Origin of the sequence: Providencia stuartii, from assembly GCF_029277985.1 — a bacterium.
Lineage (GTDB): Bacteria > Pseudomonadota > Gammaproteobacteria > Enterobacterales > Enterobacteriaceae > Providencia > Providencia zhejiangensis.
The window spans coordinates 3,522,922-3,547,941 of record NZ_CP119546.1 but is presented as its reverse complement, the minus strand read 5'-3'; the positions used below and the strand labels follow the sequence as shown (position 1 = coordinate 3,547,941).

At 41.1% G+C, this 25,020-nt stretch carries 27 protein-coding genes and 3 tRNA genes; 9 read left to right on the top strand and 21 right to left on the bottom strand.

All coding sequences use genetic code 11. The features are described 5' to 3' along the window. Positions 1-5 precede the first annotated feature (5 nt). From recB to P2E05_RS16010, 3 genes are read left to right on the top strand one after another with little or no spacing between them, the layout of a single operon-like run. Positions 6-3,608, top strand: coding sequence for an exodeoxyribonuclease V subunit beta (gene recB / locus P2E05_RS16020; protein ID WP_276122895.1), 3,603 nt, complete (start codon positions 6-8; stop codon positions 3,606-3,608). Continuing rightward, positions 3,608-5,464 (top strand): exodeoxyribonuclease V subunit alpha, encoded by a 1,857-nt coding sequence (gene recD, locus P2E05_RS16015; protein WP_276123108.1) that lies wholly within the window; start codon positions 3,608-3,610, stop codon positions 5,462-5,464. Before recB ends, recD begins: the two co-directional genes overlap by 1 nt. Positions 5,465-5,521: 57 nt before the next feature. Next, positions 5,522-6,091 (top strand): hypothetical protein, encoded by a 570-nt coding sequence (locus P2E05_RS16010; protein WP_154622496.1) that lies wholly within the window; start codon positions 5,522-5,524, stop codon positions 6,089-6,091. Between the two features lie 59 nt (positions 6,092-6,150). On the opposite strand, the gene argA is transcribed toward P2E05_RS16010, so the two are convergent. Then, positions 6,151-7,494, bottom strand: coding sequence for an amino-acid N-acetyltransferase (argA, locus tag P2E05_RS16005; RefSeq protein WP_154622495.1), 1,344 nt, complete (start codon positions 7,492-7,494; stop codon positions 6,151-6,153). 246 nt (positions 7,495-7,740) lie between these two features. On the opposite strand from argA, the gene amiC reads away from it, so the two are divergent. Beyond that, positions 7,741-8,991 (top strand): N-acetylmuramoyl-L-alanine amidase AmiC, encoded by a 1,251-nt coding sequence (gene amiC, locus P2E05_RS16000; RefSeq protein ID WP_272657306.1) that lies wholly within the window; start codon positions 7,741-7,743, stop codon positions 8,989-8,991. 104 nt (positions 8,992-9,095) lie between these two features. Here the strand turns inward: amiC and P2E05_RS15995 are convergent. The 3 genes from P2E05_RS15995 to P2E05_RS15985 form a co-directional block, all read right to left on the bottom strand. Continuing rightward, positions 9,096-9,172, bottom strand: a tRNA-Met gene (locus tag P2E05_RS15995). Positions 9,173-9,201: 29 nt separating this feature from the next. Next, positions 9,202-9,278: transfer RNA gene (locus tag P2E05_RS15990), tRNA-Met, on the bottom strand. A gap of 30 nt (positions 9,279-9,308) precedes the next feature. Continuing rightward, positions 9,309-9,385 (bottom strand) — tRNA-Met (locus P2E05_RS15985). A 360-nt stretch (positions 9,386-9,745) separates the two neighbouring features. Between P2E05_RS15985 and mltA the strand changes: the two genes are divergently transcribed. Both mltA and tcdA read left to right on the top strand, forming a co-directional pair. Next, positions 9,746-10,837 (top strand): murein transglycosylase A, encoded by a 1,092-nt coding sequence (gene mltA, locus P2E05_RS15980; RefSeq protein ID WP_154622493.1) that lies wholly within the window; start codon positions 9,746-9,748, stop codon positions 10,835-10,837. A gap of 21 nt (positions 10,838-10,858) precedes the next feature. Beyond that, entirely contained in the window at positions 10,859-11,677 is an 819-nt protein-coding gene (gene tcdA, locus P2E05_RS15975) for a tRNA cyclic N6-threonylcarbamoyladenosine(37) synthase TcdA (RefSeq protein WP_272657308.1), read from the top strand. Positions 11,678-11,702: 25 nt separating this feature from the next. On the opposite strand, the gene csdE is transcribed toward tcdA, so the two are convergent. Further along, positions 11,703-12,164, bottom strand: a complete 462-nt coding sequence (gene csdE, locus P2E05_RS15970) for a cysteine desulfurase sulfur acceptor subunit CsdE (RefSeq protein ID WP_154622491.1) — start codon at positions 12,162-12,164, stop codon at positions 11,703-11,705. Positions 12,165-12,173: 9 nt separating this feature from the next. Continuing rightward, entirely contained in the window at positions 12,174-13,382 is a 1,209-nt protein-coding gene (csdA, locus tag P2E05_RS15965; protein ID WP_154622490.1) for a cysteine desulfurase CsdA, read from the bottom strand. Between the two features lie 613 nt (positions 13,383-13,995). On the opposite strand from csdA, the gene P2E05_RS15960 reads away from it, so the two are divergent. The 3 genes from P2E05_RS15960 to rlmM all read left to right on the top strand — a co-directional run bounded on the left by P2E05_RS15960 (position 13,996) and on the right by rlmM (position 16,564). Further along, positions 13,996-14,934 carry a transcriptional regulator GcvA gene (locus P2E05_RS15960; protein ID WP_154622489.1) on the top strand — a complete coding sequence of 313 codons (939 nt, stop codon included), beginning with the start codon at positions 13,996-13,998 and terminating at the stop codon, positions 14,932-14,934. 144 nt (positions 14,935-15,078) lie between these two features. Beyond that, on the top strand, positions 15,079-15,474 hold the full coding sequence (locus tag P2E05_RS15955) for a DUF423 domain-containing protein (RefSeq protein ID WP_163862859.1): 396 nt from the start codon (positions 15,079-15,081) through the stop codon (positions 15,472-15,474). Then, complete coding sequence (gene rlmM, locus P2E05_RS15950; protein WP_154622488.1) at positions 15,467-16,564, top strand: 23S rRNA (cytidine(2498)-2'-O)-methyltransferase RlmM; 1,098 nt, start codon at positions 15,467-15,469, stop codon at positions 16,562-16,564. The genes P2E05_RS15955 and rlmM overlap by 8 nt, the downstream gene beginning before the upstream one ends. A 72-nt stretch (positions 16,565-16,636) precedes the next feature. On the opposite strand, the gene xni is transcribed toward rlmM, so the two are convergent. From xni to P2E05_RS15880, 15 genes are all read right to left on the bottom strand, one after another. Next, complete coding sequence (xni, locus tag P2E05_RS15945; protein ID WP_247046717.1) at positions 16,637-17,401, bottom strand: flap endonuclease Xni; 765 nt, start codon at positions 17,399-17,401, stop codon at positions 16,637-16,639. Between the two features lie 31 nt (positions 17,402-17,432). Continuing rightward, positions 17,433-18,800, bottom strand: a complete 1,368-nt coding sequence (ppnN, locus tag P2E05_RS15940; RefSeq protein WP_154622487.1) for a nucleotide 5'-monophosphate nucleosidase PpnN — start codon at positions 18,798-18,800, stop codon at positions 17,433-17,435. 65 nt (positions 18,801-18,865) lie between these two features. Next, a complete protein-coding gene (locus tag P2E05_RS15935; RefSeq protein ID WP_104873267.1) occupies positions 18,866-19,930 on the bottom strand; it encodes a site-specific integrase in 1,065 nt (354 codons plus the stop codon). Further along, positions 19,887-20,144: an excisionase gene (locus P2E05_RS15930; protein ID WP_071599637.1), complete on the bottom strand. Its 258-nt coding sequence runs from the start codon at positions 20,142-20,144 to the stop codon at positions 19,887-19,889. The genes P2E05_RS15935 and P2E05_RS15930 overlap by 44 nt, the downstream gene beginning before the upstream one ends. Then, positions 20,145-20,345 carry a hypothetical protein gene (locus P2E05_RS15925; RefSeq protein WP_150376421.1) on the bottom strand — a complete coding sequence of 67 codons (201 nt, stop codon included), beginning with the start codon at positions 20,343-20,345 and terminating at the stop codon, positions 20,145-20,147. A gap of 180 nt (positions 20,346-20,525) precedes the next feature. After that, the gene (locus P2E05_RS15920) at positions 20,526-20,864 is read right to left on the bottom strand and encodes a phage protein NinX family protein (RefSeq protein WP_272578258.1); all 339 of its coding nucleotides are present in this window, start codon (positions 20,862-20,864) and stop codon (positions 20,526-20,528) included. Next, positions 20,857-21,033, bottom strand: a complete 177-nt coding sequence (locus tag P2E05_RS15915) for a hypothetical protein (RefSeq protein WP_272578257.1) — start codon at positions 21,031-21,033, stop codon at positions 20,857-20,859. The genes P2E05_RS15920 and P2E05_RS15915 overlap by 8 nt, the downstream gene beginning before the upstream one ends. A gap of 151 nt (positions 21,034-21,184) precedes the next feature. Beyond that, positions 21,185-21,451: a hypothetical protein gene (locus P2E05_RS15910; protein WP_105874290.1), complete on the bottom strand. Its 267-nt coding sequence runs from the start codon at positions 21,449-21,451 to the stop codon at positions 21,185-21,187. Then, the gene (locus tag P2E05_RS21970) at positions 21,451-21,624 is read right to left on the bottom strand and encodes a DUF7279 family protein (RefSeq protein WP_419555478.1); all 174 of its coding nucleotides are present in this window, start codon (positions 21,622-21,624) and stop codon (positions 21,451-21,453) included. Before P2E05_RS21970 ends, P2E05_RS15910 begins: the two co-directional genes overlap by 1 nt. Positions 21,625-21,818: 194 nt before the next feature. Beyond that, entirely contained in the window at positions 21,819-21,980 is a 162-nt protein-coding gene (locus P2E05_RS15905; RefSeq protein ID WP_154622819.1) for a hook protein, read from the bottom strand. Positions 21,981-22,022: 42 nt separating this feature from the next. Then, the gene (locus P2E05_RS15900; protein ID WP_154635705.1) at positions 22,023-22,766 is read right to left on the bottom strand and encodes a methyltransferase; all 744 of its coding nucleotides are present in this window, start codon (positions 22,764-22,766) and stop codon (positions 22,023-22,025) included. A gap of 15 nt (positions 22,767-22,781) precedes the next feature. Continuing rightward, positions 22,782-23,120 (bottom strand): hypothetical protein, encoded by a 339-nt coding sequence (locus P2E05_RS15895; RefSeq protein WP_154623696.1) that lies wholly within the window; start codon positions 23,118-23,120, stop codon positions 22,782-22,784. A gap of 15 nt (positions 23,121-23,135) precedes the next feature. Next, positions 23,136-23,684, bottom strand: coding sequence for a single-stranded DNA-binding protein (gene ssb / locus P2E05_RS15890; protein WP_272692171.1), 549 nt, complete (start codon positions 23,682-23,684; stop codon positions 23,136-23,138). Next, positions 23,685-24,557 carry an ATP-binding protein gene (locus P2E05_RS15885; RefSeq protein WP_061064266.1) on the bottom strand — a complete coding sequence of 291 codons (873 nt, stop codon included), beginning with the start codon at positions 24,555-24,557 and terminating at the stop codon, positions 23,685-23,687. A 14-nt stretch (positions 24,558-24,571) separates the two neighbouring features. Further along, positions 24,572-24,880, bottom strand: a complete 309-nt coding sequence (locus P2E05_RS15880) for a hypothetical protein (RefSeq protein WP_276122894.1) — start codon at positions 24,878-24,880, stop codon at positions 24,572-24,574. Positions 24,881-25,020 lie beyond the last annotated feature (140 nt).

Here is a 25,020-nt window from a genome sequence, read left to right as displayed (position 1 = left end):
GTAAAATGCAGATAAGTTCCCAACTGTTAGATGCTTTTTCCCTACCCTTACAAGGGCAGCGGTTAATTGAGGCATCGGCGGGTACAGGTAAAACCTATACGATAGGGATCCTCTATCTGCGTTTATTATTAGGGTTAGGTCGAGAGAATGCCTTCTCTCGGCCCCTTACTGTAGAAGAAATCCTAGTTGTTACCTTTACAGAAGCTGCCACTAATGAACTACGAGGACGTATCCGTGAGCGAATCCATAAAATGCGTCTTGCTTGTATTCGTAATGGCGTTGGTTTTGAAAAAGAACCTGAATATTTAGAGTTGCTTTCACAAATTACGACACCAGAGCAACGAGAGTTTGCGATTAGTTGGTTGCTGACAGCTGAACGCCAAATGGATGAGGCGGCGATTTATACCATTCATGGATTTTGCCAAAGAATGTTGGTGCATAATGCTTTTGAATCAGGGGTTTTATTCGAACAAACCATGATCCAAGATGAACTTCCGATTCAAAAGCAAGCTTGTGCAGACTTTTGGCGACGACATTTTTACCCGCTAGATTATTCAATGACAAAGGTTGTTTTGTCGCAATGGAATAGCCCTGAAGCACTGCTGGCGGAAATTAAACCTTTTTTACAGGGTGATATGCCCGATATCGTTAACGAACAGCAGCGTACGGAAACGTTTGAAGAGCGCCATCAACGCTTAATTGAGCTGATCACTCAGGTGAAGTCGTTATGGCTAGCGAATTGTTCTGAATTTGAACGGCTTATCTCTAATTCAGATGTTGATAAGCGGAGCTATAGCTCTCGTTTTTTACCTAGCTGGTTAGAAAAAATGCTGCGTTGGGCGGAAGAGGAAACTCAGGATTATCAATTACCAAAAGAAATTGTGCGTTTTTCTCAAGCAGTTTTGCATGAGAAATCAAAAAGTGGTTCAGGGCCAGAGCACGCCGTTTTTGCGCGTATCGACGAGCTACTTTCCCAATCATTAACAATTAAAGACTTGATCATCCCACTGGCAATAACTGAAGTGAGACAAAATATTATTCAGGAAAAACATCATCGTGGGGAGATGGGGTTTGATGATTTACTTACTCGTTTAGACAGCGCACTAAAGCAGCAAGGTGGAAAATATTTAGCAGAAGCAATTAGCCAACGTTATCCCGTGGCAATGATTGATGAATTTCAGGACACAGATCCCCAACAATATCGTATTTTTCAACGAATTTATGGTGGTGTCGAAAATAGCGCATTGCTGTTTATCGGTGATCCAAAGCAAGCGATATATGCATTTCGTGGTGCTGATATTTTTACTTATATTGAAGCGAAAAAACAGGTCAATGCCCATTACACATTAGAAACTAACCATCGTTCATCACAACATATGGTGGAAGCGGTTAATCATGTTTTTAGCTATTGTGACAATCCGTTTATTTTTGAACAAATTCCATTTAATCCCGTCAATTTTGCAGAAAGAAACGCTGGTAAGATGCTTTGTCATAATGGTGAGGCAGTAAAAGCGCTAACTTTTTGGCAAATTAATGCTGAAGCCGTTTCTATTGCTGATTATGAACACACGATGGCCGCACAATGTGCCGCACAGATTAGCCAGCTATTACAAGGTGGCTTGAAGGGAACCGCCGTTTTTCAGCAGCAAGATGGGAAAGAAATACCCGTCTCTGCTGCTGATATTACGGTACTGGTAAGAAGTCGGCGCGAGGCAATGTTAATACGCGATGCCTTAAACCAGCTTAGTATCCCATCTGTTTTTCAATCGAATCGAGAGAGTGTGTTTTCAACCCAAGAAGCACGAGACTTACTGTGGATCCTTCAGGCCGTATTGTCACCTGAGAAAGAGCGTGTTTTACGTAGTGCATTAGCGACAGGCACATTAGGATTAAACGCTAAAGAAATTGATACTCTCAACTATGATGAAAAAGCGTGGGAAGCTTTAGTTGATGAATTTACCCGATACTCCATTATCTGGCGTAAGCAGGGCGTTCTACCGATGCTTAGGGTGTTAATGTCTGAACGCCATATTGCTGAAACTTTTCTTTCTTCAGTTGACGGTGAACGACGTCTAATGGACTTTATGCATATTGGTGAGTTGCTGCAAGAAATGTCTCTTCAACTCGAAGGGGAGCATACATTGGTTCGTTGGCTAACTCAGCAAATAGCAGATCCTGACCATCAATCTAACGCGCAGCAAATGCGTTTAGAAAGTGATAAGCACCTTGTTCAAATTAGTACTATTCATAAATCGAAAGGGCTTGAATACCCAATAGTTTGGTTGCCTTTTGCCAGTAATTTTTTACCTCAATCAAAGGCGCTTTATCATGATAGGGATAATTATCGGACACGTTTAGACCTTGCGGACAACGAAGAAAACATTGCTTTGGCAGATGAAGAACGTTTAGCGGAGGATCTACGATTACTCTATGTCGCCTTAACTCGAGCGATTTATCATTGTAGCGTAGGTATTGCACCAATCATCAAAGGCAACCGTAAGAAAAGTGGAGAAACTGACCTGCATTTATCGGCTTTAGGCTATTTAATTCAAAAAAGTGAAGCGGGTGATTTTACTTTGCTCGATAAAGGGCTAGCAGAATTAACGAATACAGTGATTAATGTTGAGCGAATTGAACAAATAGAGCCAATTTCGCTAGCGTTGAATCAAGGTGACTCAGAGGCGCTATCAGCAAGAAATGTGACGCGCTTCTTTGATGATCACTGGAGAGTCACGAGTTATTCGGGGTTAAGTTATCGCAGGTCTTACGGTGAGAGTGAGCAAGTAATTAGTGCAGAGCAGTTGGCAAGTTCGCTTGCACCAAAGATGGATATTGAAGTCAGTATCGATACCACTTTACCCTTAGCGGATGAGTACATTTTAACACCACACCAATTCCCTAAAGGGACCGCACCCGGAACATTTCTGCATGAATTAATGGAAGAAATTGAGTTTTCAAAAGACGTTCCTCTAGAGTGGTTGCAGGAAAAGCTTCAAATATCGGGCTTTGATACGCAATGGGCTGAAATGCTACAGGAGTGGTTAATGGCGATTGTTCAGGCGCCACTTGCGGAAGATGGTCTATGTTTATCCGCTTTAGCGCCTCAAGATATGCTCGATGAGATGCAATTTTATTTACCTATAGATAAGTTATTAGACCCCCAAGCCGTTGACCGCGTTACTCATCAATATGATCCTATATCTGCTGCTTGCCCTCCACTGAGTTTTGAAGAAGTACAGGGCATTTTAAAAGGTTTTATTGATTTAACATTTTTGTGGAATGGTAAATTTTACCTACTTGATTATAAATCAAATTACCTTGGAGGGGATGCCAGTTGTTATACGCAATCGGCGATGGTTGAGGCCATGATAGATCATCGTTATGATCTCCAATATCAATTGTACTCATTAGCATTACATCGTTATCTAAAACAACGGGTGCCTAACTATCAGTACGATATCCATTTTGGCGGTGTTTATTATCTCTTCTTACGCGGTATTGATAAGGCTGAGTCAAATAACGGTATTTTTTACTATCGACCTGAGCCTGAATTTATAGATGCATTTGATCAGCTATTTCTCAATGTACAAGAAGGGAGCACATCATGATGAAAGCGCTGTTCAATAAAGCGACCGAAGCTCGTTTGTTTACGCCTCTTGATATTCAATTTGCCTATAACATCACAGAAGAACGCAGCCCAATATTACTTTTTATTACTGCATTATTAAGTGCAGAAACGATGACGGGGCATGTTTGTTTATCCTTAGCAGACGTCAGTTTGGAAAAGATATTTGCTGGACGTCATCCTGAATTAGCTCATGAATTTTGGTGTGCAATAGGAAAGCCTGATCAAGAAACAATTTATCAAGCAGTTAAGAACGCACCTTTTATTACTTTAGCGGATGAAAACCAGCCATCACCTTTAATATTATCAGGCGAATTTCTCTATTTTCAGCGGTTATGGCAATACGAACGTTGTGTCTCTAGGTACTTTTCACAGACTGTATTCGCGCAATATGATTCATTGCATCTTAAATCAATTTTAGATGCGCTTTTCCCTCACAGTCGTGAGATAGATTGGCAAAAAATTGCAGCTGCGGTGGCAGTGACCAGCCAAGTGTCGGTTATATCTGGTGGGCCAGGTACGGGCAAAACAACAACGGTTGCTCGAATTCTTGCGGCATTAGTGAAACTTGCTGTTGAGAATAAACACAATGTTCAAATTGAATTAGCTGCCCCAACAGGTAAAGCGGCTGCTCGTTTGACTGAGTCATTAGGCGCTGCTCTGGACGGTTTATCATTAAGTGATGAAGAACGAGGCATGCTCCCTAATCAAGCTAAGACGTTACATAGACTATTAGGGGCTCAGCCGGAAAGCCAGCAATTCCGCTATCATAGCGATAATTTATTATCATTAGATATCTTAATTGTGGATGAAGCTTCAATGGTAGATTTACCTATGATGGGAAAACTCATCGAAGCTTTACCTTCTCATGCAAAATTAATTTTTTTAGGTGATAAAGACCAGCTAGCTTCAGTCGAGGCGGGGGCAGTACTCGGTGATATCTGTCAGTTTGCTGATTGTGGTTATAGCCCCCAAAGAGCGCAAGAACTTAGCGATCTGACGGGCTATTCACTGGCGCATTTTGTCTCTGAGGACGGACCTTTTATCAGAAATAGTCTGTGCTTATTGCGTAAAAGTTATCGGTTTTCTGCCTCTTCTGGCATAGGGCAGCTTGCGTTTGCGGTTAATGAAGGGGATGTGAAGCGTGCTGAGAAAGTCTTAAATAGTTCCTTCAATGATGTGCAGACCTATGGACAGGAAAGTGAAGACGATTACGCTCAGATGTTAATGGACGCTGCGAAGTTCTATCAAGATTACCTCTTATCAGTGAAAGCCGCTCATGACCCAGCAGAGATATTGTTTAAATTTAATCAATTCCGCTTACTTACCGCTTTAAGAGATGGGCCTTATGGTGTGATCGGAATAAATGAAAAACTGGAAAAGCTACTGCATCGTCAAGGGCTTATTTATCGACCATTTAATCAGACCAATAAACACTATGCAGGACGGCCAATTATGATTAGCCGAAATGATAGCCCGCTAGGGTTATTTAATGGTGATATAGGTATAATATTGCCCGATGAGGAAGGGGCTCTTAGAGCTTACTTTCAGTATCCAGATGGTTCGATTAAAGGCATTCAGCCTAATCGATTACCTCTACATGAAACGGCATATGCTATGACGGTGCATAAATCTCAAGGTTCAGAATTCGCCCATACCGCATTAGTATTACCGAAGGTATATTCACCAGTAGTGACTCGTGAACTGGTGTACACCGCGATAACGCGAGCTAAAAAAACGCTTTCTTTGTATTGCAACATGAAAATTTTACGTCGAGCTATTGAAACGCCAACAAAACGGCGTAGTGGTTTAGCAATACAATTAATGAATGTAAAATAGAGTCACAAGCAGTAGCTGTGGCTACGTAAATCAGACTTAAATGCAAAAGGTAATAATATGGATAACCAGCCAACTATGACGGCGTTAACGGTAACACTGAAAGCGAGAATCGAGCCGGAAAGACGTGCTGATTTAGAAGATGCATTTACACAAGTCATGCAGGGGATGAATAAAGATATTCAGGTGACTGGAGGTGGTACTTTACTTTCAGACAGCGGTGAAATTGAAGAATGTGATATCGAGCTTTCTGTGGCTGAGGCTAACGACGAAAATATCAGTCTGATAATTCAATTGTTCTCGTCTATGTTAGCGCCAAAAGGTTCTCGATTGATTGTGCATGGAGAAGATACGGTAATTGAATTTGGTGATGAAGAAGGCTTAGCACTCTATTTAAATGGCACTGAATTGCCTGATGAAGTTTATGAGAATAGTGATATCAATGATATTTTCGACAAAATGGATGAGGCTGTCGAAGATATTGGTGCTATCCATGGGGTATGGGAAGGGCCGACTGAAACCGCTTTCTACTTCTATGGTTCATCCTTTGCCGAAATGTCAGCATTGCTACAGCCCATTATCGACAGTACGCCACTCTGCCAGAAATCACGAGTAGTCCAAATTGCTTAAGCTGATTTACTGAATAACTAACCTGATCTCAATAAAGGATCAGGTTAGCTTGGCTTGCGTTATTTGTCGGTAGGCGCTTTTAAATCTAACATTAAAATTTTTGAGCGGCGTTGGTAGTTATATAAAGCTTGTTTTTTCAATGGCAACATTTCAATCTCAGCAGGAATAAAGCCTCTTTCTTGAAACCAATGAATGCTACGCGTCGTTAGCACAAATAATTTTTCTAATCCTATTTGCTTAGCTTGTAGCGCTATGCGGTGTAGCAGTTCTTCTCCCCGCGAAGAACTACGATAGTCAGGATGTACTGCGACACAGGCCATTTCACCCAGTTTTTCTTCTGGGTAAGGATAGAGTGCTGCACAAGCAATGACTAAATTATCTCGTTCAATGATGGTAAATTTATCGATTTCCATTTCGAGTTGTTCTCTTGAACGCCTAACTAAAATACCTTGTTGTTCTAGTGGGCGGATTAATTCAAGAATACCACCAATGTCGTTAATATTGGCGCGGCGAATTTGCTCTGCACTTTCCATGACGATTTGAGTACCGATACCATCGCGTGAAAACAGCTCTTGAATCAAAGAACCATTTTCTTGGTAGCTGAGCAAATGGCTACGACGCACACCACGGCGACAGGCTTTCGCTGCGCCACGTAAAAAACGCACTGTTCCTGAATAATAATCGCCTTCAGCTTCCAGCTCTTGGATCCTATTTTCTGCCTCATTGGGAAATAATTCAGATAGAATATTCCCTTCTTTATCGGCAACCCCTTGCGAAGAGCAAAATCCTATTAATTTTTCTGCTTTCATTTTGACTGCAAGCTGAGTTGCGATTTCTTCTGAGGTGAGATTAAAACTTTCTCCTGTTACAGAAACTGCAACTGGCCCAATTAATACAATAGAACCATTATCAAGTTGCTTATTGATAGCATCTTCATCGATACGACGAATACGACCGCTATGACAATAATCAATACCGTCATCGACACCAAGCGGTTGGGCGATGACAAAGTTTCCACTGACAACGTTGATGTGAGCGCCTTGTAAAGGAGTATTGCTAAGACTCATCGATAAACGAGCAGTGATATCAAGTAATAAAGCGCCTGAAGCTTGTTTCACATATTCAAGTGTATTCGAATCTGTCACCCGAGTATGTTTATGATAAACCGCTTCATAATTGTGTTCAGCCAAGATGTTCTCAATCTGAGGGCGAGCGCCGTAAACAACAACAATGCGGATGCCAAGGCTATGTAATAAACCTATATCATTGACAATACTTGGAAAATTTTCATGCGCAATTGCTTCTCCGCCAAGCATAATAATAAATGTTTTGCCGCGGTGGGCATTAATATAAGGTACCGAATGGCGAAACTCATCAACCAGCTCGGTGCTGCGCTCTTTCATAACCATCCTCATAATTGAATTTTTATTCGCAATTAATGTATTTTTATTCTTTTTGGCGATAAATATCAAGTAAAAGATAGAACAAGACTTGTAACATTTTTATTATTTGAGTTTACATATCTCTATATTTAAATGTGTATTCTTGATGACAGCATGCGAATGATTCGCTAGAGTTTATGTTTCTGGCCTCAATTTGGCTTTTATTCTAAAATCACCTGATATTCAGTTTTAGGTTCGGAATTATTGATGAGTCACCAAGATCACTGTCCATCTAAACGTCGCCTTATACAGGGGGCGGCTGCGGTTATGTTACTTAGTGTCAGCCCATTTGGTTTCGCTGCGAATACAAATGTTATTGCGGTGCGTATATGGCCGGCATCAAGTTATACGCGCGTAACGCTAGAATCTAATGCTCCATTAAAATATCGTCAGTTGGTATTGCATAACCCTGAGCGCATAGTGATTGATCTCGAAGGGGTACAACTGAATAACATCCTGAAGCAAATGGGAACTCAGATTCAATCGCGAGACCCCTACCTTAAACTCGTTAGAGTGGGGCAGTTTGACCCGAAAACTGTACGTCTCGTTTTTGAAGTAAAAAATAAGGTTAGCCCACAGATCTTCACGATGGGGCCTGTTGCCGAGTTTAAAAACCGTTTAGTGATGGATTTTTATCCAGGGCAAGGTGTGGAAACATCCGATGACCCTCTGTTGGCTTTGCTAGAGGATTATAATAAAGGTGATTTAGAAGAAAAAATGCCTGCTCAGGCCAAAAAGCCCGGTAAAGCAGGAACTGATCGCCCAATTATCATTATGATTGACCCAGGGCACGGCGGTGAAGACCCCGGAGCGATGGGCAAATATAAAACACGCGAAAAAGATGTTGTGTTACAAATTGCACGGCGTTTGAAGGCGTTGATTGATAAAGATCCTAAAATGCGTGCCTATATGACCCGTAATGAAGATGTGTTTATTCCATTGAAAGTTAGGGTCGCTAAGGCTCGTAAAATGCAAGCAGACCTGTTTGTGTCTATTCACGCGGATGCTTTCACGAATCGCTCTGCTCATGGTTCTTCTGTATTCGCACTATCGACGAAAGGGGCGACAAGTAATACTGCACGTTACCTTGCGCAAACTCAGAATGAGGCCGATTTAATTGGTGGTGTTAGCAAAAGTGGTGATGTGTATCTGGATCATACAATGCTCGACTTAGTTCAAACTGCAACAATTAATGATAGCTTGAAGTTCGGCGATGAAGTTTTAAAACGTATGGGAAAAGTCAATCGACTGCATAAAAACAAAGTCGATCAGGCGGGCTTTGCGGTACTAAAAGCACCAGAGATCCCATCAATTCTCGTGGAAACGGCTTTCATTAGTAATTTGGAAGAAGAGCGTAAGCTGAAAACAGCTAAGTTCCAGCAACAAATGGCAGAGTCTATTTTTCAAGGAATTAAAGCTTATTTCCGTAATGGTGGTGAGTTAGCGATTAGAAATTAGTTTCTGTATTGCAAAATTTAAAATAGTGTAGGGTGATGAACTGAAAAGTGAGTCACCTTTTTTCTTTCATGGTAGGTTTGGGAAGATAAGGGAAGTATAACAAGTGGTTGCGGGGGCCGGATTTGAACCGACGACCTTCGGGTTATGAGCCCGACGAGCTACCAAGCTGCTCCACCCCGCGACTGAAGAGGTCAATATAACAGGGGATATTGGTTGCGGGAGCCGGATTTGAACCGACGACCTTCGGGTTATGAGCCCGACGAGCTACCAGGCTGCTCCATCCCGCGCCTGAAATATTTTTGATGCTGATTTTTTATTGGTTGCGGGGGCCGGATTTGAACCGACGACCTTCGGGTTATGAGCCCGACGAGCTACCAAGCTGCTCCACCCCGCGTCCGATAGCGGGCACTATACTCGGGATGAGATCTGATGCAAGTTTTTTTGTGTTTTTTTTTCAAAATCCAGCACAGATAGAACAAAATATCATCGTTGTGGTGTTTTTTTAATCGTTAGGGGCAATCATTGAAGTCGTAATGGGTTTTGTCTAAGGTTCTACTTAAAAACGTTTAACTGGATAATTTATCGACAATAAAATGAATTCACGATGCCGATAGAGCCTGTGTTCAGTAGCATTTTTGGGAAATTAGGTTGAAACCATTCTAGCGACCATGAGTATATATATGATTAGCCGTTTCATTATTTATTGGGGTTTGCTATTGTGCGCTTCATATTGGATTGATGTGGGCGATATCATATGAAATTATGGAAAAAGTGGTGTATAGCAAGTGCGCTTGTTACTTTGCTTGTTGGCTGTCAGTCTCATCCGACAGACAAAGGACAGCAATATAAAGATGGACGTTTAAATCAAGACCTTCAGCAAGTCAGTCAACTGAATGTTCAAGGACGCCCTATCAATTCACACGATTTTAGTCAGCAAGTTTATGAAATCAAAAATGCATCGCCGCGTTTATTTCAAAATAACAATGACACCTACCATGCTATCGAAAATTGGTTAATGGCAGGAGGAGACCCGAAAAAGCTGACTAATTTCAATTTAACGGCATTCCAAATGGAAGGTGTCGATAATTATGGCAACGTACAATTTACAGGGTATTACACCCCAGTTATTGAAGCGCGCCGCACAAAGCAGGGCGCTTTTCAGCATCCCTTGTATGGAATGCCGCCAAAGGGGAAAAAACGCTTACCAAGTCGAGCCGCGATTTATAATGGCGCTTTAAGTGACAATTTAATTTTAGCTTACAGTAATTCTGCTATCGATAATTTTATGATGGAAGTTCAAGGTAGCGGTTATGTTGACTTTGGCGATGGTAGCCCTTTGAATTTCTTTGGTTATGCAGGTAAAAATGGCCATGCTTATAAGAGTATTGGTAAAGTGCTTGTTGACCGCGGTGAAGTACCCCTAGAAAAAATGTCACTGCAAGCCATCCATGATTGGGCCAATAGTCATAGCGAACAAGAAGTGCGCCAATTGCTTGAGGAAAATACTTCTTTTGTCTTCTTTAAGCCACAATCATTTGTGCCAGTCAGAGGAGCGAGCGCGGTTCCGTTAATCGCTAAAGCGTCAGTTGCTTCAGATAAAACCCTTATCCCCCCAGGCACAGCGCTGTTGGCAGAGATTCCAGTACTTGATAACACAGGTAAATTTACGGGACGCTATGAAATGCGTATGATGATTGCCTTAGATGTTGGTGGTGCGATTAAAGGTCATCATTTCGATATTTATCATGGAACAGGCCATGAGGCAGGAAAAATGGCCGGTTATTATAATCATTACGGAAGAGTGTGGGTCTTGAAAAAGAGCCAGCCACTGTTCGGTAGCAAGTAGTTATTAAGGTTGTTATTGACTATGCAAACTAAGCTTTCAGATGCTTGGATGCAGCGCTTTGCTGGGATCGGGCGCCTTTATGGACAACATGCATTATCGCTTTTTGCCCGCTCCCATGTTTGTGTTATTGGCGTTGGAGGGGTCGGGGTTTGGGCTGCTGAAGCCTTGGCTCGAACTGGAATAGGCGCGATTACGCTGATTGACATGGACGATATCTGTGTCACTAACACTAATCGCCAGTTGCATGCCCTAAAATCAACGATTGGTCAGCCAAAAGTTTCAGTGATGCAAGCTAGGCTGCTCGAAATCAACCCTGAATGTACAGTGAATATTGTTGATGATTTTGTGACGGTAGACAATGTGGCAGAATTGCTCTCGACTGGGTTTGATTATGTGATTGATGCGATTGATAGTGTCAGGCCTAAAGCGGCGTTGTTAGCCTATTGCCGTCGTTATAAAATTCCTGTCATCACGACGGGAGGCGCAGGCGGACAGATCGATCCAACGCAAATTCAAGTAACCGATTTGGCAAAAACCGTTCAAGACCCGCTCGCGGCTAAATTACGGGAACGTTTAAAATCTGATTTTAATGTGGTTAAAAATAGCAAAGGTAAATTAGGCATAGATTGTGTCTTTTCAACGGAACAATTAGTCTATCCACAAAGTGATGGCTCAGTCTGTGCTGCTAAGAGTACTGCCGACGGTTCCAAAAGAATGGATTGCGCCTCAGGCTTTGGCGCGGCAACGATGGTCACGGCAAGTTTTGGATTTATTGCTGTTTCACATGCGCTTAAAAAGATGGTTGCAAAATTAGAGCGAGAAAATAGAGCAAGCAACTGAGGCTATAGCAATAGCCTCTAGTGCATTATTCGGTAGGTGTCATTTCGCTAGCAAAATTACGGATAGTCGTGATTAATGCGGCTATTCCATTTTGTCGTGATTCGCTTAACTGACCAGACAACCCAGTGCTATTGAGGATCTCTTTAAAATCGATAGCAAGGATTTCTTGACTGGTTTTGTGTTCTACCGCCGCTAATAAAATCGCAAACAACCCTTTAACGACGCGTCCTTCACTATCACCGTAAAAATGGAAGGTGTTGTCGTCATTCAATCTCGCGCCAATCCAAACTCTATTTTCACATCCTTTCACTTCCTGAGTGTGTTGTTTCTGTTCTTCAGTCAGCGTTGGTAATTGGCGAGCAAGTTGGATGAGTGAACGATATTTATCTTCCCACGCCTTTTGTGTTGAAAATTGCTCTACTATTGCCTCAATTTTCAGTTCTGTTCCAAAAGGATGCGGCGCAAATGTTGGTGTTATTGAAGTCATTAGGCTTCCTTATTCATCATTCAGTATTGAGAGTGCAAACTTTAGCGCATTAATAAATTTATCAATATCTTGCAGATTATTGTATGGCATGACAGAAATACGTAAGCAGCCTCTAATATCGAGTGCATCCATTAATGGTTGCGCACAATGTTGCCCATAGCGTAATGCAATTTTTTGTTCAGTCAATAATAGGCCCAAATCACTATGGTGTATGCCGTCAAAATTGAAGGAAAGCAAAGGGGTATTGGGTTCGCTGTAGCAAGTAAATCCTGGGAGTGATTTCAGTTGCTCATGGGCATAATTTATCAATGAGCAGCAATGCGCCTCACGGTGGTGTAAATCGATTTCAGATAACCAATCCAGCGTCGCTGAAAAAGCGATGACCCCAGCAATATTCGGTGTACCAGCCTCAAAACAATGGGGAATAGGAGCAGGGGTAAAGTGGTCAAAACTGACTTCTGACAGCATTTTTCCGCCGCCGTGCCAAGGAGACATTGCTGCCAGTAAATTAGGTTTACCGTAACAAACCCCTAGGCCAGTCGGTCCATAAAGTTTGTGAGCGGAGAAAGCATAAAAGTCGATATCCATGGCACAAACATCCATTGGGCTATGTACAACGCCTTGTGCGCCATCAACGACAACGAGAGCACCTGCCTTATGTGCCAGTGAAGTAATCGCTGTTAAATCCGGTTGATAGCCTGTTACGTTTGACATTTGAGTGATAGCAATCACTTTGCTATTAGGGGTAAGCAATTGCTTCAATTTCTCAATATGTAGAGTTTGGTCTTGATTGATCGGCCATTTGATTATTTTTGCGCCCGTTTGCTGAGCGAGGATTAGCCAAGGCAGTAAATTTGAATGGTGTTCTAATTCGCTGACAATAATTTCATCATTAGGCTTTAAATGATGCCTAAAATAGCTTTGCGCAATAAGATTAATAGATTCTGTGGTGCCGCGCGTCCAAATAATTGTGTTTTCATCTTCTGCGTTAATCAATTTCGCAACACGTACTCGGCCTTGTTCGTAATTTTGAGTTATTCTCAATGATTCAGGAGATTGCCCGCGATAAACTGAACTACCAGAGTGGAGATAGTAGTCATTTGAGGCTTGAGACATGGAGATTGGTTTTAAGGCTGTCGCGGCACTATCTAGGTGAACGGTATGAGACTGGATAGCGGGAAATTGTTCTCGAAACTGCTTGGCAGAAAAATGATCCATTGTATGTGTTCTTTGTCTGAATATGTGTTTTTTTAACCGACGTTGTTAATACTTTTTAAATTTACGCGCTGCACTTTTTATTGTGTTAATTTTTGATGGTGACCCGTGATGGTGCGAGAAATTTAGAAAGTATTTTGGAATGATTATGTCTTTTGCGACAGATTGCAATCACTTTTCTTTTATCATTATTGGTGACGAGATATCTCATTACGTTAACTTCAAGATTAATCTTAAATATCTAACGATGAAGATTTTCTGTAAACTTGTTTACACGTTGTCTTTTTTAGATTTTTTCTTTTGCTTGTCTGCAAAAAAAAGCACCGCAACTTAGGCGGTGCATCACAAAAATCACTATGGACAGACAGGGTAAATGTACAGGAAGTGAAAAAAACAGTAGCTAAAGCTACAAAGTCTGGCATTCCCAGACAACTTGCAAACACAACATCACAACCACAAAGCCAAAAGTTTCAAAGTAACCAAACTCTGTAACTTTTCGTTCCGGCTTAGGAAGTGCGCATACTATAGGTATTTACTGGCGTATCCTCAATGGACAATTTATAATGCTTCGGATGAAAAAAACTAATGCATATAACCCTGTCGAGTAGAAGTGATTATGTCTAAAAGATTACCGCCACTTAATGCGTTAAGAGTATTTGATGCAGCCGCTCGTCATTTAAGTTTTACTAAAGCGGCAGAAGAGTTGTTTGTAACCCAAGCTGCTGTTAGCCACCAAATGAAAAGCTTGGAAGATTTCCTTGGGTTGAAATTATTTCGCCGCCGTAATCGCTCTTTGCTATTAACGGAAGAGGGGCAAAGCTACTACCTTGATATTAAAGAAATATTCTCCTCTATCAATGAGGCTACAAGGAAATTACAGGCACGTAGCGCCAAAGGGGCACTAACAGTCAGTTTATCTCCTAGCTTTGCGATACAATGGCTTGTGCCTCGTCTTTCTAGTTTTAACCAAGCATATCCAGGGATCGATGTGCGGATTCAAGCAGTTGATCGAGAAGAAGATAAATTAGCCGATGATGTTGATGTCGCTATTTTCTATGGACGAGGGAATTGGTCTGGGCTTAGAACAGACAGATTATATGCTGAATATTTAATGCCGGTTTGTTCTCCGGTATTATTGACCGGACAATATCCATTAAAGCAACCCGAAGATTTGGTGAATCATACTTTATTGCATGATTCTTCTCGTCGGGATTGGCAAGCTTATGTTCGCCAATTAGAATTGCATAATGTTATTAATGTCCAACAAGGGCCTATTTTTAGTCACAGTGCGATGGTCATTCAGGCTGCCGTGCACGGGCAGGGTGTGGCATTAACGAATAATGTTATGGCTAAAAATGAAATAGACGCAGGTCGTTTAGTTTGCCCATTTAGCGAAGTTTTGGTGAGCAAAAATGCGTTTTACCTTGTGTGTCAGGAAAACCAAGCTGATTTAGGTAAAATAGCCGCATTTCGTCAATGGATTTTGGCTCAAGCGGCAAGCGAACAAGAAAAATTGGGTTTTATTACAGGTGATCAAGATATTGCACTTATTTAGTAATTATACATGCCCATTATTCTTCAAATTGTAGTTAGTTGCATAGTGAAAACGGCACTCAGTTGATTGAATGTATAGGAATGTTATTAGGTCATCTTAAGGCGACTGGGGTTATTTCGGTTATAGTAAATAAAAGGTGTTACTGTGAATAGTCGTTTGATGTTAATTTTTGCTGGGATTAGTGGGTTTTTTACGGTGGCCTTTGGTGCTATTGGTACTCACGCACTGTCATCGATTATGAGTGCCCATCAGATGGAATGGATTGAAATTGGTTTGCGTTATCAAATGCTACACACAGTCGCCTTAATGGTACTGGGGGCTATTTTATTACGCAAAGTGATCCTTTGGTTTTACTGGTGTGGTGTTTTTTTTGCTGTAGGTATACTTCTTTTTAGTGGTAGCCTTTATTGTATGGCCTTGTTACAGGTAAAATACTTTTCCTATTTTACGCCAGTAGGGGGAGTTTGTTTTCTTATTGGCTGGCTGTTGGTCGTTATCGGCGCTATGCGTCTAAGGAAACCGGCGTTACGCCATGAGTAATAAAATTGCATTATATTGTCGTCCTGGATTTGAAAAAGAGTGTGCGGCAGAAATTACAGATAAAGCAGGGCAAAAAGACGTTTTTGGTTTTGCTCGAGTCAAAGAAAATAGCGGCTATGTTATTTTTGAGTGTTATCAGGCTGAAGATGCCGATAAACTTGCCCGTGAGCTGCCTTTTCGTGAATTGATTTTTGCACGTCAAATGTTTGTGGTTGGCGAATTGCTGAAAGATTTGCCTCCTGAAGATCGCATTTCACCGATTGTAAGTGTACTCAGCCAGCAGGTGGAGCGGGCTGGTGATCTTCGTGTTGAAGTTGCTGATACTAACGAAAGCAAAGAGCTACTGAAGTTTTGCCGTAAGTTTACAGTGCCTTTGCGTAATGCACTGCGCAAAGAAAAAATTTTGCTGGCTAAAGAAAACTTTAAACGTCCTATTATTCATGTTTTCTTTATTGCGCCTGGTTGCTGCTATACAGGCTATTCATATAGTTCGAATACTTCTCCATTTTATATGGGGATTCCGCGTCTTAAATTCCCATCGGATGCGCCTAGCCGTTCAACGTTGAAGCTAGAAGAAGCGTTCCATGTTTTTATTCCCTATGATGAGTGGGAAGAGCGTTTAGCGAGTGGTATGAATGCGGTTGACCTTGGTGCATGCCCCGGTGGTTGGACGTATCAATTAGTTAAGCGAAGTATGATGGTACATGCCGTGGATAACGGCCCGATGGCACAAAGTTTGATGGATACAGGGCAGGTTAGGCATCATCAGGTTGATGGGTTTAAATTCGAGCCAAATACCAAAAATATCACTTGGTTAGTCTGTGATATGGTTGAAAAACCTGCAAAAGTTGCTGCGTTAATGACGCATTGGTTATTAGAAGGTTGGTGCCGAGAAACCATTTTCAATTTAAAATTGCCAATGAAGAAACGTTATGAGGAAGTTTCTCATATTCTGGATAAAATGTTTACTCAGTTAAAAGAGCAAGGCATTAATGTCCGTATTCAAGCAAAACAGCTTTACCATGACCGTGAGGAGATCACCGTACATGTTCAGCGAATTTGGTCGGCTTATGCGCCAATACGTGATTAAACATTAGACGGGTCCCATCACTTATCACTGCACCCCAAACGCTGATAAATGGCGAAGTAAGGTGCAGTTTTTTTATGAAGATGATTTAATCTGATAACGTAGTTGGTTTAGGTTGCCTTGTAATGCGATATCCGTTCTTAATGTCGCAATATCACGGCAAGTTGTGGCAATATCGAGTTGGCCAATGAGTTTTTTTCGCCATTTCTCGTCAACATTCTCTAAGTTAGCAAATAAATTTTCAATTGAGTGATACTGCTGTAAAAGTAATGTGGCGCTTTTCGCTCCAATCCCTGTAACGCCGGGGACTTTACTGCTACTAATGCCCGCTAATCCCCAGTAATCAGGTAGTTGGTGTGGCTGTACGCCAAATTCTTTCTCAATAAATGGGACATCTAGCCAACGTTTTTGAAAATAATCACGGATGCGAATGGCGGGGGAGAGTAATTGGCAATAGCCTTTATCGGTCGACACTATGGTGACGGTTTGTCCGGCATCGGCGATTTTTTTTGCTAAGGTGGCCGCAAGATCATCGGCCTCATCCCCATGTGATTGCCAACAATGAATACCTTTGGATTCAAACTGGTTGATTAATGTCGGGAGCTCAGCCTGTAAATTATCAGGCATGGGTTGTCGGCCCGCTTTATAGTCAGGTAACTTTTCATGCCGCCAGCTATTATGCCTACCTTCTTCATCAAATACCGCAACGATATGGGTGGGAGAGGTATGCGAAATCAGCTGCAATACAGCGGATATACAGCTGTCACCACAAGGGCTACCTTGTACTGCATGTATGCGACGAATTAAATTAAGTGCATCAATAATAAGTAAGTGGATCATCATGTTTTTGCCATCCTTGGCTTTTATCCATTTATTTCACAATTTCATAGCAAGGCTCATAGGCAGTCCCGCCTGGGAGCTTCATACGATGTTGACTTACAAAGCCTCTTAGCAGAGTATCCATGCGTTGCATGATCTCTTTATCTCCATGAATTTTAAATGGTCCATGCTGTTCGATAGCTTTCATTCCAACTTCTTTCACGTTACCTGCCACGATACCAGAGAACGCTCTACGCAGGTCGGATGCCAGTTTCTCTGGTGATTGACCTGGGTGTAAGTTCAAAGATGCCATGTTTTCATGGGTTGGCTCGAAAGGATGCTGTAGCTCTGGGCTGATTTTGATTGACCAGTTAAAGCTATACGCATCACCTGTACTACGGCGATTATCTTTTACTAGAGGCATGTGTTTTTTCATAACACGAGCCACCTCTTGGGGATCATCAATGATAATTTGGTAGTGTTTACTTGCCTCATCACCAAGGGTATGACGAATAAAGTCATCAAGTACAGCGAAGTATTCTGCACTTTCTTTTGGCCCCGTTAACACCAAAGGGAGAACCTGTGCACTATTTTCAGGATCCATCAAGATACCTAATAAATAGAGTAGTTCTTCTGCGGTACCCACACCACCAGGGAAAATAATAATGCCATGCGCTAGCCGTACAAACGCTTCAAGACGTTTTTCGATATCAGGCATAATAACCAACTCATTCACCAATGGATTCGGTGGCTCAGCGGCAATGATAGACGGCTCTGTTAAGCCAATAAAACGGCTATTTTTATAACGTTGTTGAGCATGACCAACCGCCGCACCTTTCATTGGTGCTTCCATAGCGCCTGGCCCACACCCCGTACAGATATTCAGCTCTCTTAAACCAAGTTCATTACCGACTTTTCGGCCATAAAGGTACTCAGTTTCATTGATTGAGTGGCCGCCCCAGCAAACGATCATGCTGGGATCTTCATCAAGATGAAGTGTGCGAGCGTTACGTAGTATAGAGAAAATGATGTTAGTCAGGTGCGCGCCATTTTCCAAATCTAATTGCAGTTTTTGTTCTGCGTAGATAATTTGCGCATGAACGAAGAGGATATCACGTAGGACAGCAAACAGGTTTGCTTGTATAGAGCGGATGATTTTACCATCGACAAAAGCATCTTGAGGTGGATTGATGAGCTCTAGTTTTACGCCACGTTCACGGCGTAATACGTTGATATCAAAGTCAGTATGCTTATCCAATAAATCTTTACTGTTATCTGTTAAGCTTCCTGAATTCAAAACCGCTAATGAGCAGTTTCGAAATAGCCGATAAAGATGGCTGCTAGCAGTGCGCTTTAACATATCAACTTCAAGTTGAGATAGTAGATCCATGGATCCTAATGGACTGATATGAGTAATCATTTTTTTCCCTTTTAAATCATTTTATTACGGATTGCTCTCCGAAATAATTCGAAATAAATCCAATATCAAATTTCGATTTTTTTCCAACTAAGACCTCTATCATCCTGATACATTCTGGTCATATCCATTGATTTGTGTCCTAAAAGCTGGTTAGCGAACTCATTTGATTTTTCATTCCCATACACTCTGGATGCTAGGCTTCGGATTTCGTGGAATGTCGGCGGAGAACCCTCCCATGACAAACCACTTTTGCTTCTGGCTAGTGAAAAAGCCTTACCAATGGTTTTATCTGCTAGCATATCACCCTTCTGTGAAACCAGCACGAATTCCTTTCCGTTCAATTCATGCTTGCATCTATCTAGCACTGATTGCAAAGTTTTATTAGCTATATTATTTGAAATGGTAAGGGGTATTGCTATTTTAGTTCCTGTTTTCTCTTGCTCTATCCATAAGTAACCATCATAAATGTCATTCCATTTTAATTTTCTAATATCACCAGAACGCTGTCCTGTTAATATAGCCAAATCCATGCTCATACTAACCCAAGGCTGACAGTGCTCTACTGCTGTGTTGTATATTTGAATGTAATCACTTTCTGACATCCTAGTTCTGGCTATTTTATTTCTAGGCACTCTAGTTGCGACCACGGGGTTGAAATCAATCACCCCATCCGACATCGCTTCGTTAAACATATCTTTTAGAATACTCCGCATCAATCTAGCTGTAGTTATATTCCCATCAGAAACAATGCTATTTATGTAATCAGCAATATCTTTAGTTTTTATTTCATTTAAAGGAACATTATTGAAGCTATTTTTTATCCTTTTTAACCGTCCTTGGTAGTCATCTAGGGTCTTTTTCTTTAAATCACGGAGGAGTATAATCTCACCAAATCTGTCTATCCAATCATGAAATTTTATTGCATCGTTACTTGCCATTCTGTTTATTAATGATTCTTTTTTTCCATAAATAAACAAGTTAGCCGAGATGGCTTCATTTACCGCCTCGGCTTTATTTCTTCCTATACCGTATTCAATGCCGGTTTCGGGGTTTCGGTAGCTGTAATATCCTTTTCTACAATATAGGTTAGGTGGTAGGTGAGCGTTTTTGGGACTTCTGTTTCTTGCCATCTGTCTCAATCCTTTTTAACAGTTTGCAGTTTTTATTTAAGAGAATGCTTGGGTTAAGATTTTCGTAGTTTGTTATTTTTTGTGCGGATGGGTGTATTAAATATTGATATCCGTCAAATGTTGGGGCTGGGTATATTTTCCCAGCGCTTATCCACCGCCTTATCGTTTCATCACTTCTTCTGTGCTTTTTTGCGAATTCTCTGACTGTTTGCATTTATGCGCCTCCGTTCTTCCTTTTATATTTCTCATAATCATCCCCGCAATCTTTACTGCAATATGCGCTATTTGGTTTTGCTGGCATTTCTTCACACCAGATGCACATTCCGTTTATTGACTTAATTACTGGCTGGCGATTTGATAATGCTGCTTGAATGTGTAATTGTTCTAGTTCGTTTGCTGAGTCGATAATATCCATAATTCACCTATGCTATTTAATTATTTTCGATAACCTTTGACTGAGATATTCCCGTTTTTCTTTCTAACTATCCAAGCCTGCATGTCTTTATATGTATACCCAAAATCTATATTTTGCGATGAAATAAAGCTAATTAAGCATGTGTTGCAGAAATCAATCAATTCACTATCATCTTTATTTTTAAACGTTGTTGTTATTCTCATTCTCCGCATCCTTCATTAGTAGAAATAATTCCATTGCTGCGCGTAGTGGGTTTTTATTTACTGAGATAAAATCATAATCAAGACAGTCAGCCGTCCATTTATTAGAATGGTACATTGGTGATAACCCTATTTTATTTTCAATAATAATCGGCATTGCATCGGCTGGATTGTTGCATGGATTAAATTCAATCCAATTAGCACCATCGCCATAGAAAACTTTATTGCTATGCAAGTCCGTGTCTTCATGTTCTATTTTTGCAGCAACAAATACGCGCTTATTAATTTCCAAGTCAGACAGTTCGGTATATTTATTCATTGTCAGCCTCTAAGATTTCATTAATTGTATCTCTAATATCAATTAAGTCTTGTTTTGTAACGTCCATATTCCAAGATGGAACATTTAAAACAAAACAATCTTTTATTGTCGGCTCTATTTCAATCGAATCTCTATAGTTTTCTATCCCAGCATAATATTTATCTTTCATTCCATACATCACCACAAACTATCTCAACATCCCGCACCTGCATTATTTGCATAGCACGGCTCTCGCATTCTTGCTGTGTGTACAATGTATCGGTTACAGGCGTAACATATCCCTGCCAAATTAATAACAGTACAAATAGCTTCATTATTATTTAATCCAATCGATATAGTGGGATATTAGTTTCTGTTTTTTCTGGGTAAATAAATGATTTTTGTTTTCTACGAAGAAGAAGTCCAGAAACAGGAGTTATATAACCAACAGGCTCTAAGTTATTAATTAAACTCTCGCGTGATGCTTGCCATGCCATCCATTGGCGCTGGTGCATTCTCGTTATCGAAATCATACCTAACCCATTCCGCTTCATTTCTTCTTTCTGCGGTGCAAACCACTCTTCAAATTGCTGCCTTGATTTATCCATCACTCCACCTTTCTAGTGTGATTCATTACAAATTTAGTTACTTTTCGTATTTGTCGCTTTGTGGGCTTTACTGCAAACTTCTTTTCAGATAAAAGCTCACAACCATCAGAAGAAACTTTAACGATGCAAAGTGAGAAGTGACTTTCTTTAATAGTTGGTCTTTCTGCTGACATATAATAAATCGGCTTCTCAATCATATTCATCCCTCTTATTGCATCTATTTAATCGCTAGGATTAAAACGTTTCATGGCAAATACCTATTTACCTTCTACACTTAATCCGAAAGAGTAGTTACAAGCTGTGCAACTTTCGCCGACCTCCCTGTGTCGGCATTTTTTTATTCATTGCATCCCTGCGAGTTAAATTATTACGTTGGGTTTACTAGCTCATACGCATCATTAACGTGGTCTTGCTCTATTGCATAATAAGTACCGCTTCCATCAAATTCACATTCTTCACAGTTGCGGTATATATCAGTGATGGCTTGTTTTAACTTTGTGTTTTCTTCTTGTAACTGTTCAATAGTCATATCTATCTCCTGTTTGCATCCTTGCACTGAGTCCGTATTTATTTAGTTAATTACTTTTAATATTACTGTATTTACGTTTGTTCCTGAGCTGGAAAAACTCTTTTCAGGAAGAGAAATAATTTCGTGATTTCTAGATTTAAGTAATTCCAAAAACTCAAGAGTTAATTTATTTGTTCTAAATGTTATTGATGAAGACATTATTGCTATAAGAATTCCGTTAGGCTTTAGAAATTTGAGCGCGTGCGTTACATGCTTTATATCAGCTTGCTTTCCAAACGGTGGGTTCATAATAACTCTATCGAAACTTTCAACGGGAACTGATTTTAAGAAGTCACATGCTTCATGAACAAAGCCTATATTTAGTGATTTTAAGTGCCTGTTATGTTCAGGATTTAATTCATACATACTCAGACTAACCCCATCTACAGCAGTGGCTTCTTTCGCTAATGCTCCAATTCCTGCACTAGGCTCTAATACTGACATTCCGGACTTTATTTCTGCTAGGTCAATTACTTTTTTTGCTAACTCAGGCGGTGTAGGGAAGAACTCAAAATCATCTTTAGGTATTGTTATTTCTCCTGTTAATATAATCTGGTCTATTCTTTCTTGTGCGTCACTTTCAAACAAATGAGCCTTTATTTTTTTGTTCCATTTAGCTCCTGCGGCCTCTAATACTTTGTTTGTTTTTAAATATATATTTCTATCAAGCTCTCCAGTTAAATATAATTTATTTTCTTCTGCGCGTGCGTTACTTAGCACATTCAGAATAGTGCTTTCTATTTTCATGGTTATATCCTTTGGTTAATTCCAGTTTGAAATTTCTTCTTCGATTAAGTCGTCTATTTCTTCATTAGTGGCTTCTTCATTCAGAAATAAACGTGCTTCGTTAATGTACTTCTCTCGATTCTCGTCAAAGAACTTTGAAAATTCAGGTGACCATCCGTGGTATTCTCCATCAAAATCAAACTTGGCATTATTAAAAGCCATATCTTCAATCATCCCATCGGCGGTAATAACACCAGACTCACGACAAAATCCCTTTAAGTCGCGCTTTCTGAAATAGGGTGAAACCTTCGAATCACAAACATGCTTGAATCGCCGCTTCCATTGTTGGATGCAGCGTCCGTGTAGAGTTTTCATGGTTATATCCTTTGGTTAAATCATATAAATAGCGTGGCGTGGGTAGGGGAGTCCGATAGGGGCAAAGGGGATATCGTCAATCCATTCCCCGTCTGGATTTTTCTTGCTCCAATCTGCGGGCTGCGCTTGCTGTGGCTGCTGAGGCTGTCGCGCTGGTTGCTGAGGCTGCCCCCAACCGCTTTGACCACCTTGGCTTTGGCCTGATGATTCGCCACCACGACCACCTAACATTTGCATTTTCCCATCAATGCCAACGATAACTTCCGTAATGTATTTATCTTGCCCGTCATTACCTTGATACTTACGGGTGCGCATTTTCCCTTCAATGTATACCTGACTTCCTTTTTTCAGGTATTGGCCTGCCGCCTCTGCCAGCTTTCCTTGTATGACAATGTTGTGCCAATCAGTGCGCTCTCGTTTCTCACCAGTGTTTTTATCTTTCCACGTTTCGCTTGTAGCAACCGAAAAGTTAGCAAATGCGGTTCCGTTTGGTGAATACCTCACGATCGGATCATTGCCTAAACTTCCTAGAAGGATGGATTTATTGACGCCTCTTTCAGCCATTTACGCCGCCTCTTGTTTAGTTAGCTCTTCTTTTCTTAGCTCATATATCTTCTGAGCTTCCGCTTGTTCTGGTGTATCCCTGAGCGCTTTATATGCCTCACCAAACGCATTTTTAAGTACATCCATGTCTTGTGCTTCCATTGCAATATCAGTGAAGTGTGATAAATCCACTTCAGCTTTCGTGCGCCCATCATTAAGCCAATCCATTAGCTTTTTGCCTGTTAATTCATTTAGCTGGATGACTTCTGCGTTGCTGAACAGTCCAGTTCTATCCTTGCTTGCCATTGCCGTGTGAGTTTCGTGATTGAGATCGAGAACGGTAGTAAATTCATACTCAACTCCGTCCCGTTGCTCTGGCTTCATGCCTAGCTTGTCTACGCCTTTCTTGCCGTTACCTTTATCAACTTGAGCGGTTTCCGTTTTACTTCTCATTGTTGCGATGATGTGCAGGTCAGAACGTAGAATTGCGTCGAGAAAGGCGTTGTGACGAGGCGTGATATCGCTCCATGCTGACCACGTATTGCCTCGATACTTGGCCTTTGCTATACCGTCCAGTAATTCAAGACACCCACCTGATCCGCTCCATTCATGAGTAATACTGTCGATTATTAAATTGTCGTAACCAGCTTCCTGCGCAGCTCCGATGGCTTCAATAAATCGCTCTGGTGTGAATGGTGGGTCTAGCTCCAGTACGTCGAAATTAAATCGGTCAGAGTAGAGTGAGGCGCTTCCTTTCTCTGTGTCTATCACGGCTGTTTTTCCGCCAAGTCCTTTGGCTATTTCCAGTGCTCCATAGGTTTTACCTGAGCCACTAGGACCCGTTAATGCAAGTCGTAGCTTTGCTTTTTTCCGCAATGCTTTTGCAAATTTCATAATTACCTCCGAAATTAATCTCCCATGTTTCTACCCTCACCATACCCGTATGCACTTGAGCTAATTCCTTTTGCTAAATATTTCGCATATCGAAGTTGTTCTTCGATGATCCGTTGCTGTTCTATGTGAGGTGGCAGAGGAGGGTAGTACTTGGCCATAGTTAAATTTGACAGCCAAACTTTTTTTGCTTCACGTTGCTCTCCTGAGCTGTTAATACCTTGTGGCATTCCTTGCCTAGATAACCCCATATCTTTTATTGCAAATTGAAGCGCAGCATCAAAGCTTTTATGTGATGGGAAGCACCTAACTAGATACTCACCCATAATCCCCCCTCATCCAGCGTGTAGGTGATGGCTGTTGTTTAATTCCTAGAGAATCATTGATGTACCACTGCTCCTCTTCCTCGCGCTCCCTGCGTCGTTTCTCGGCATCCTGCCTTTGCTTGAGTTCATACTCTGAAATT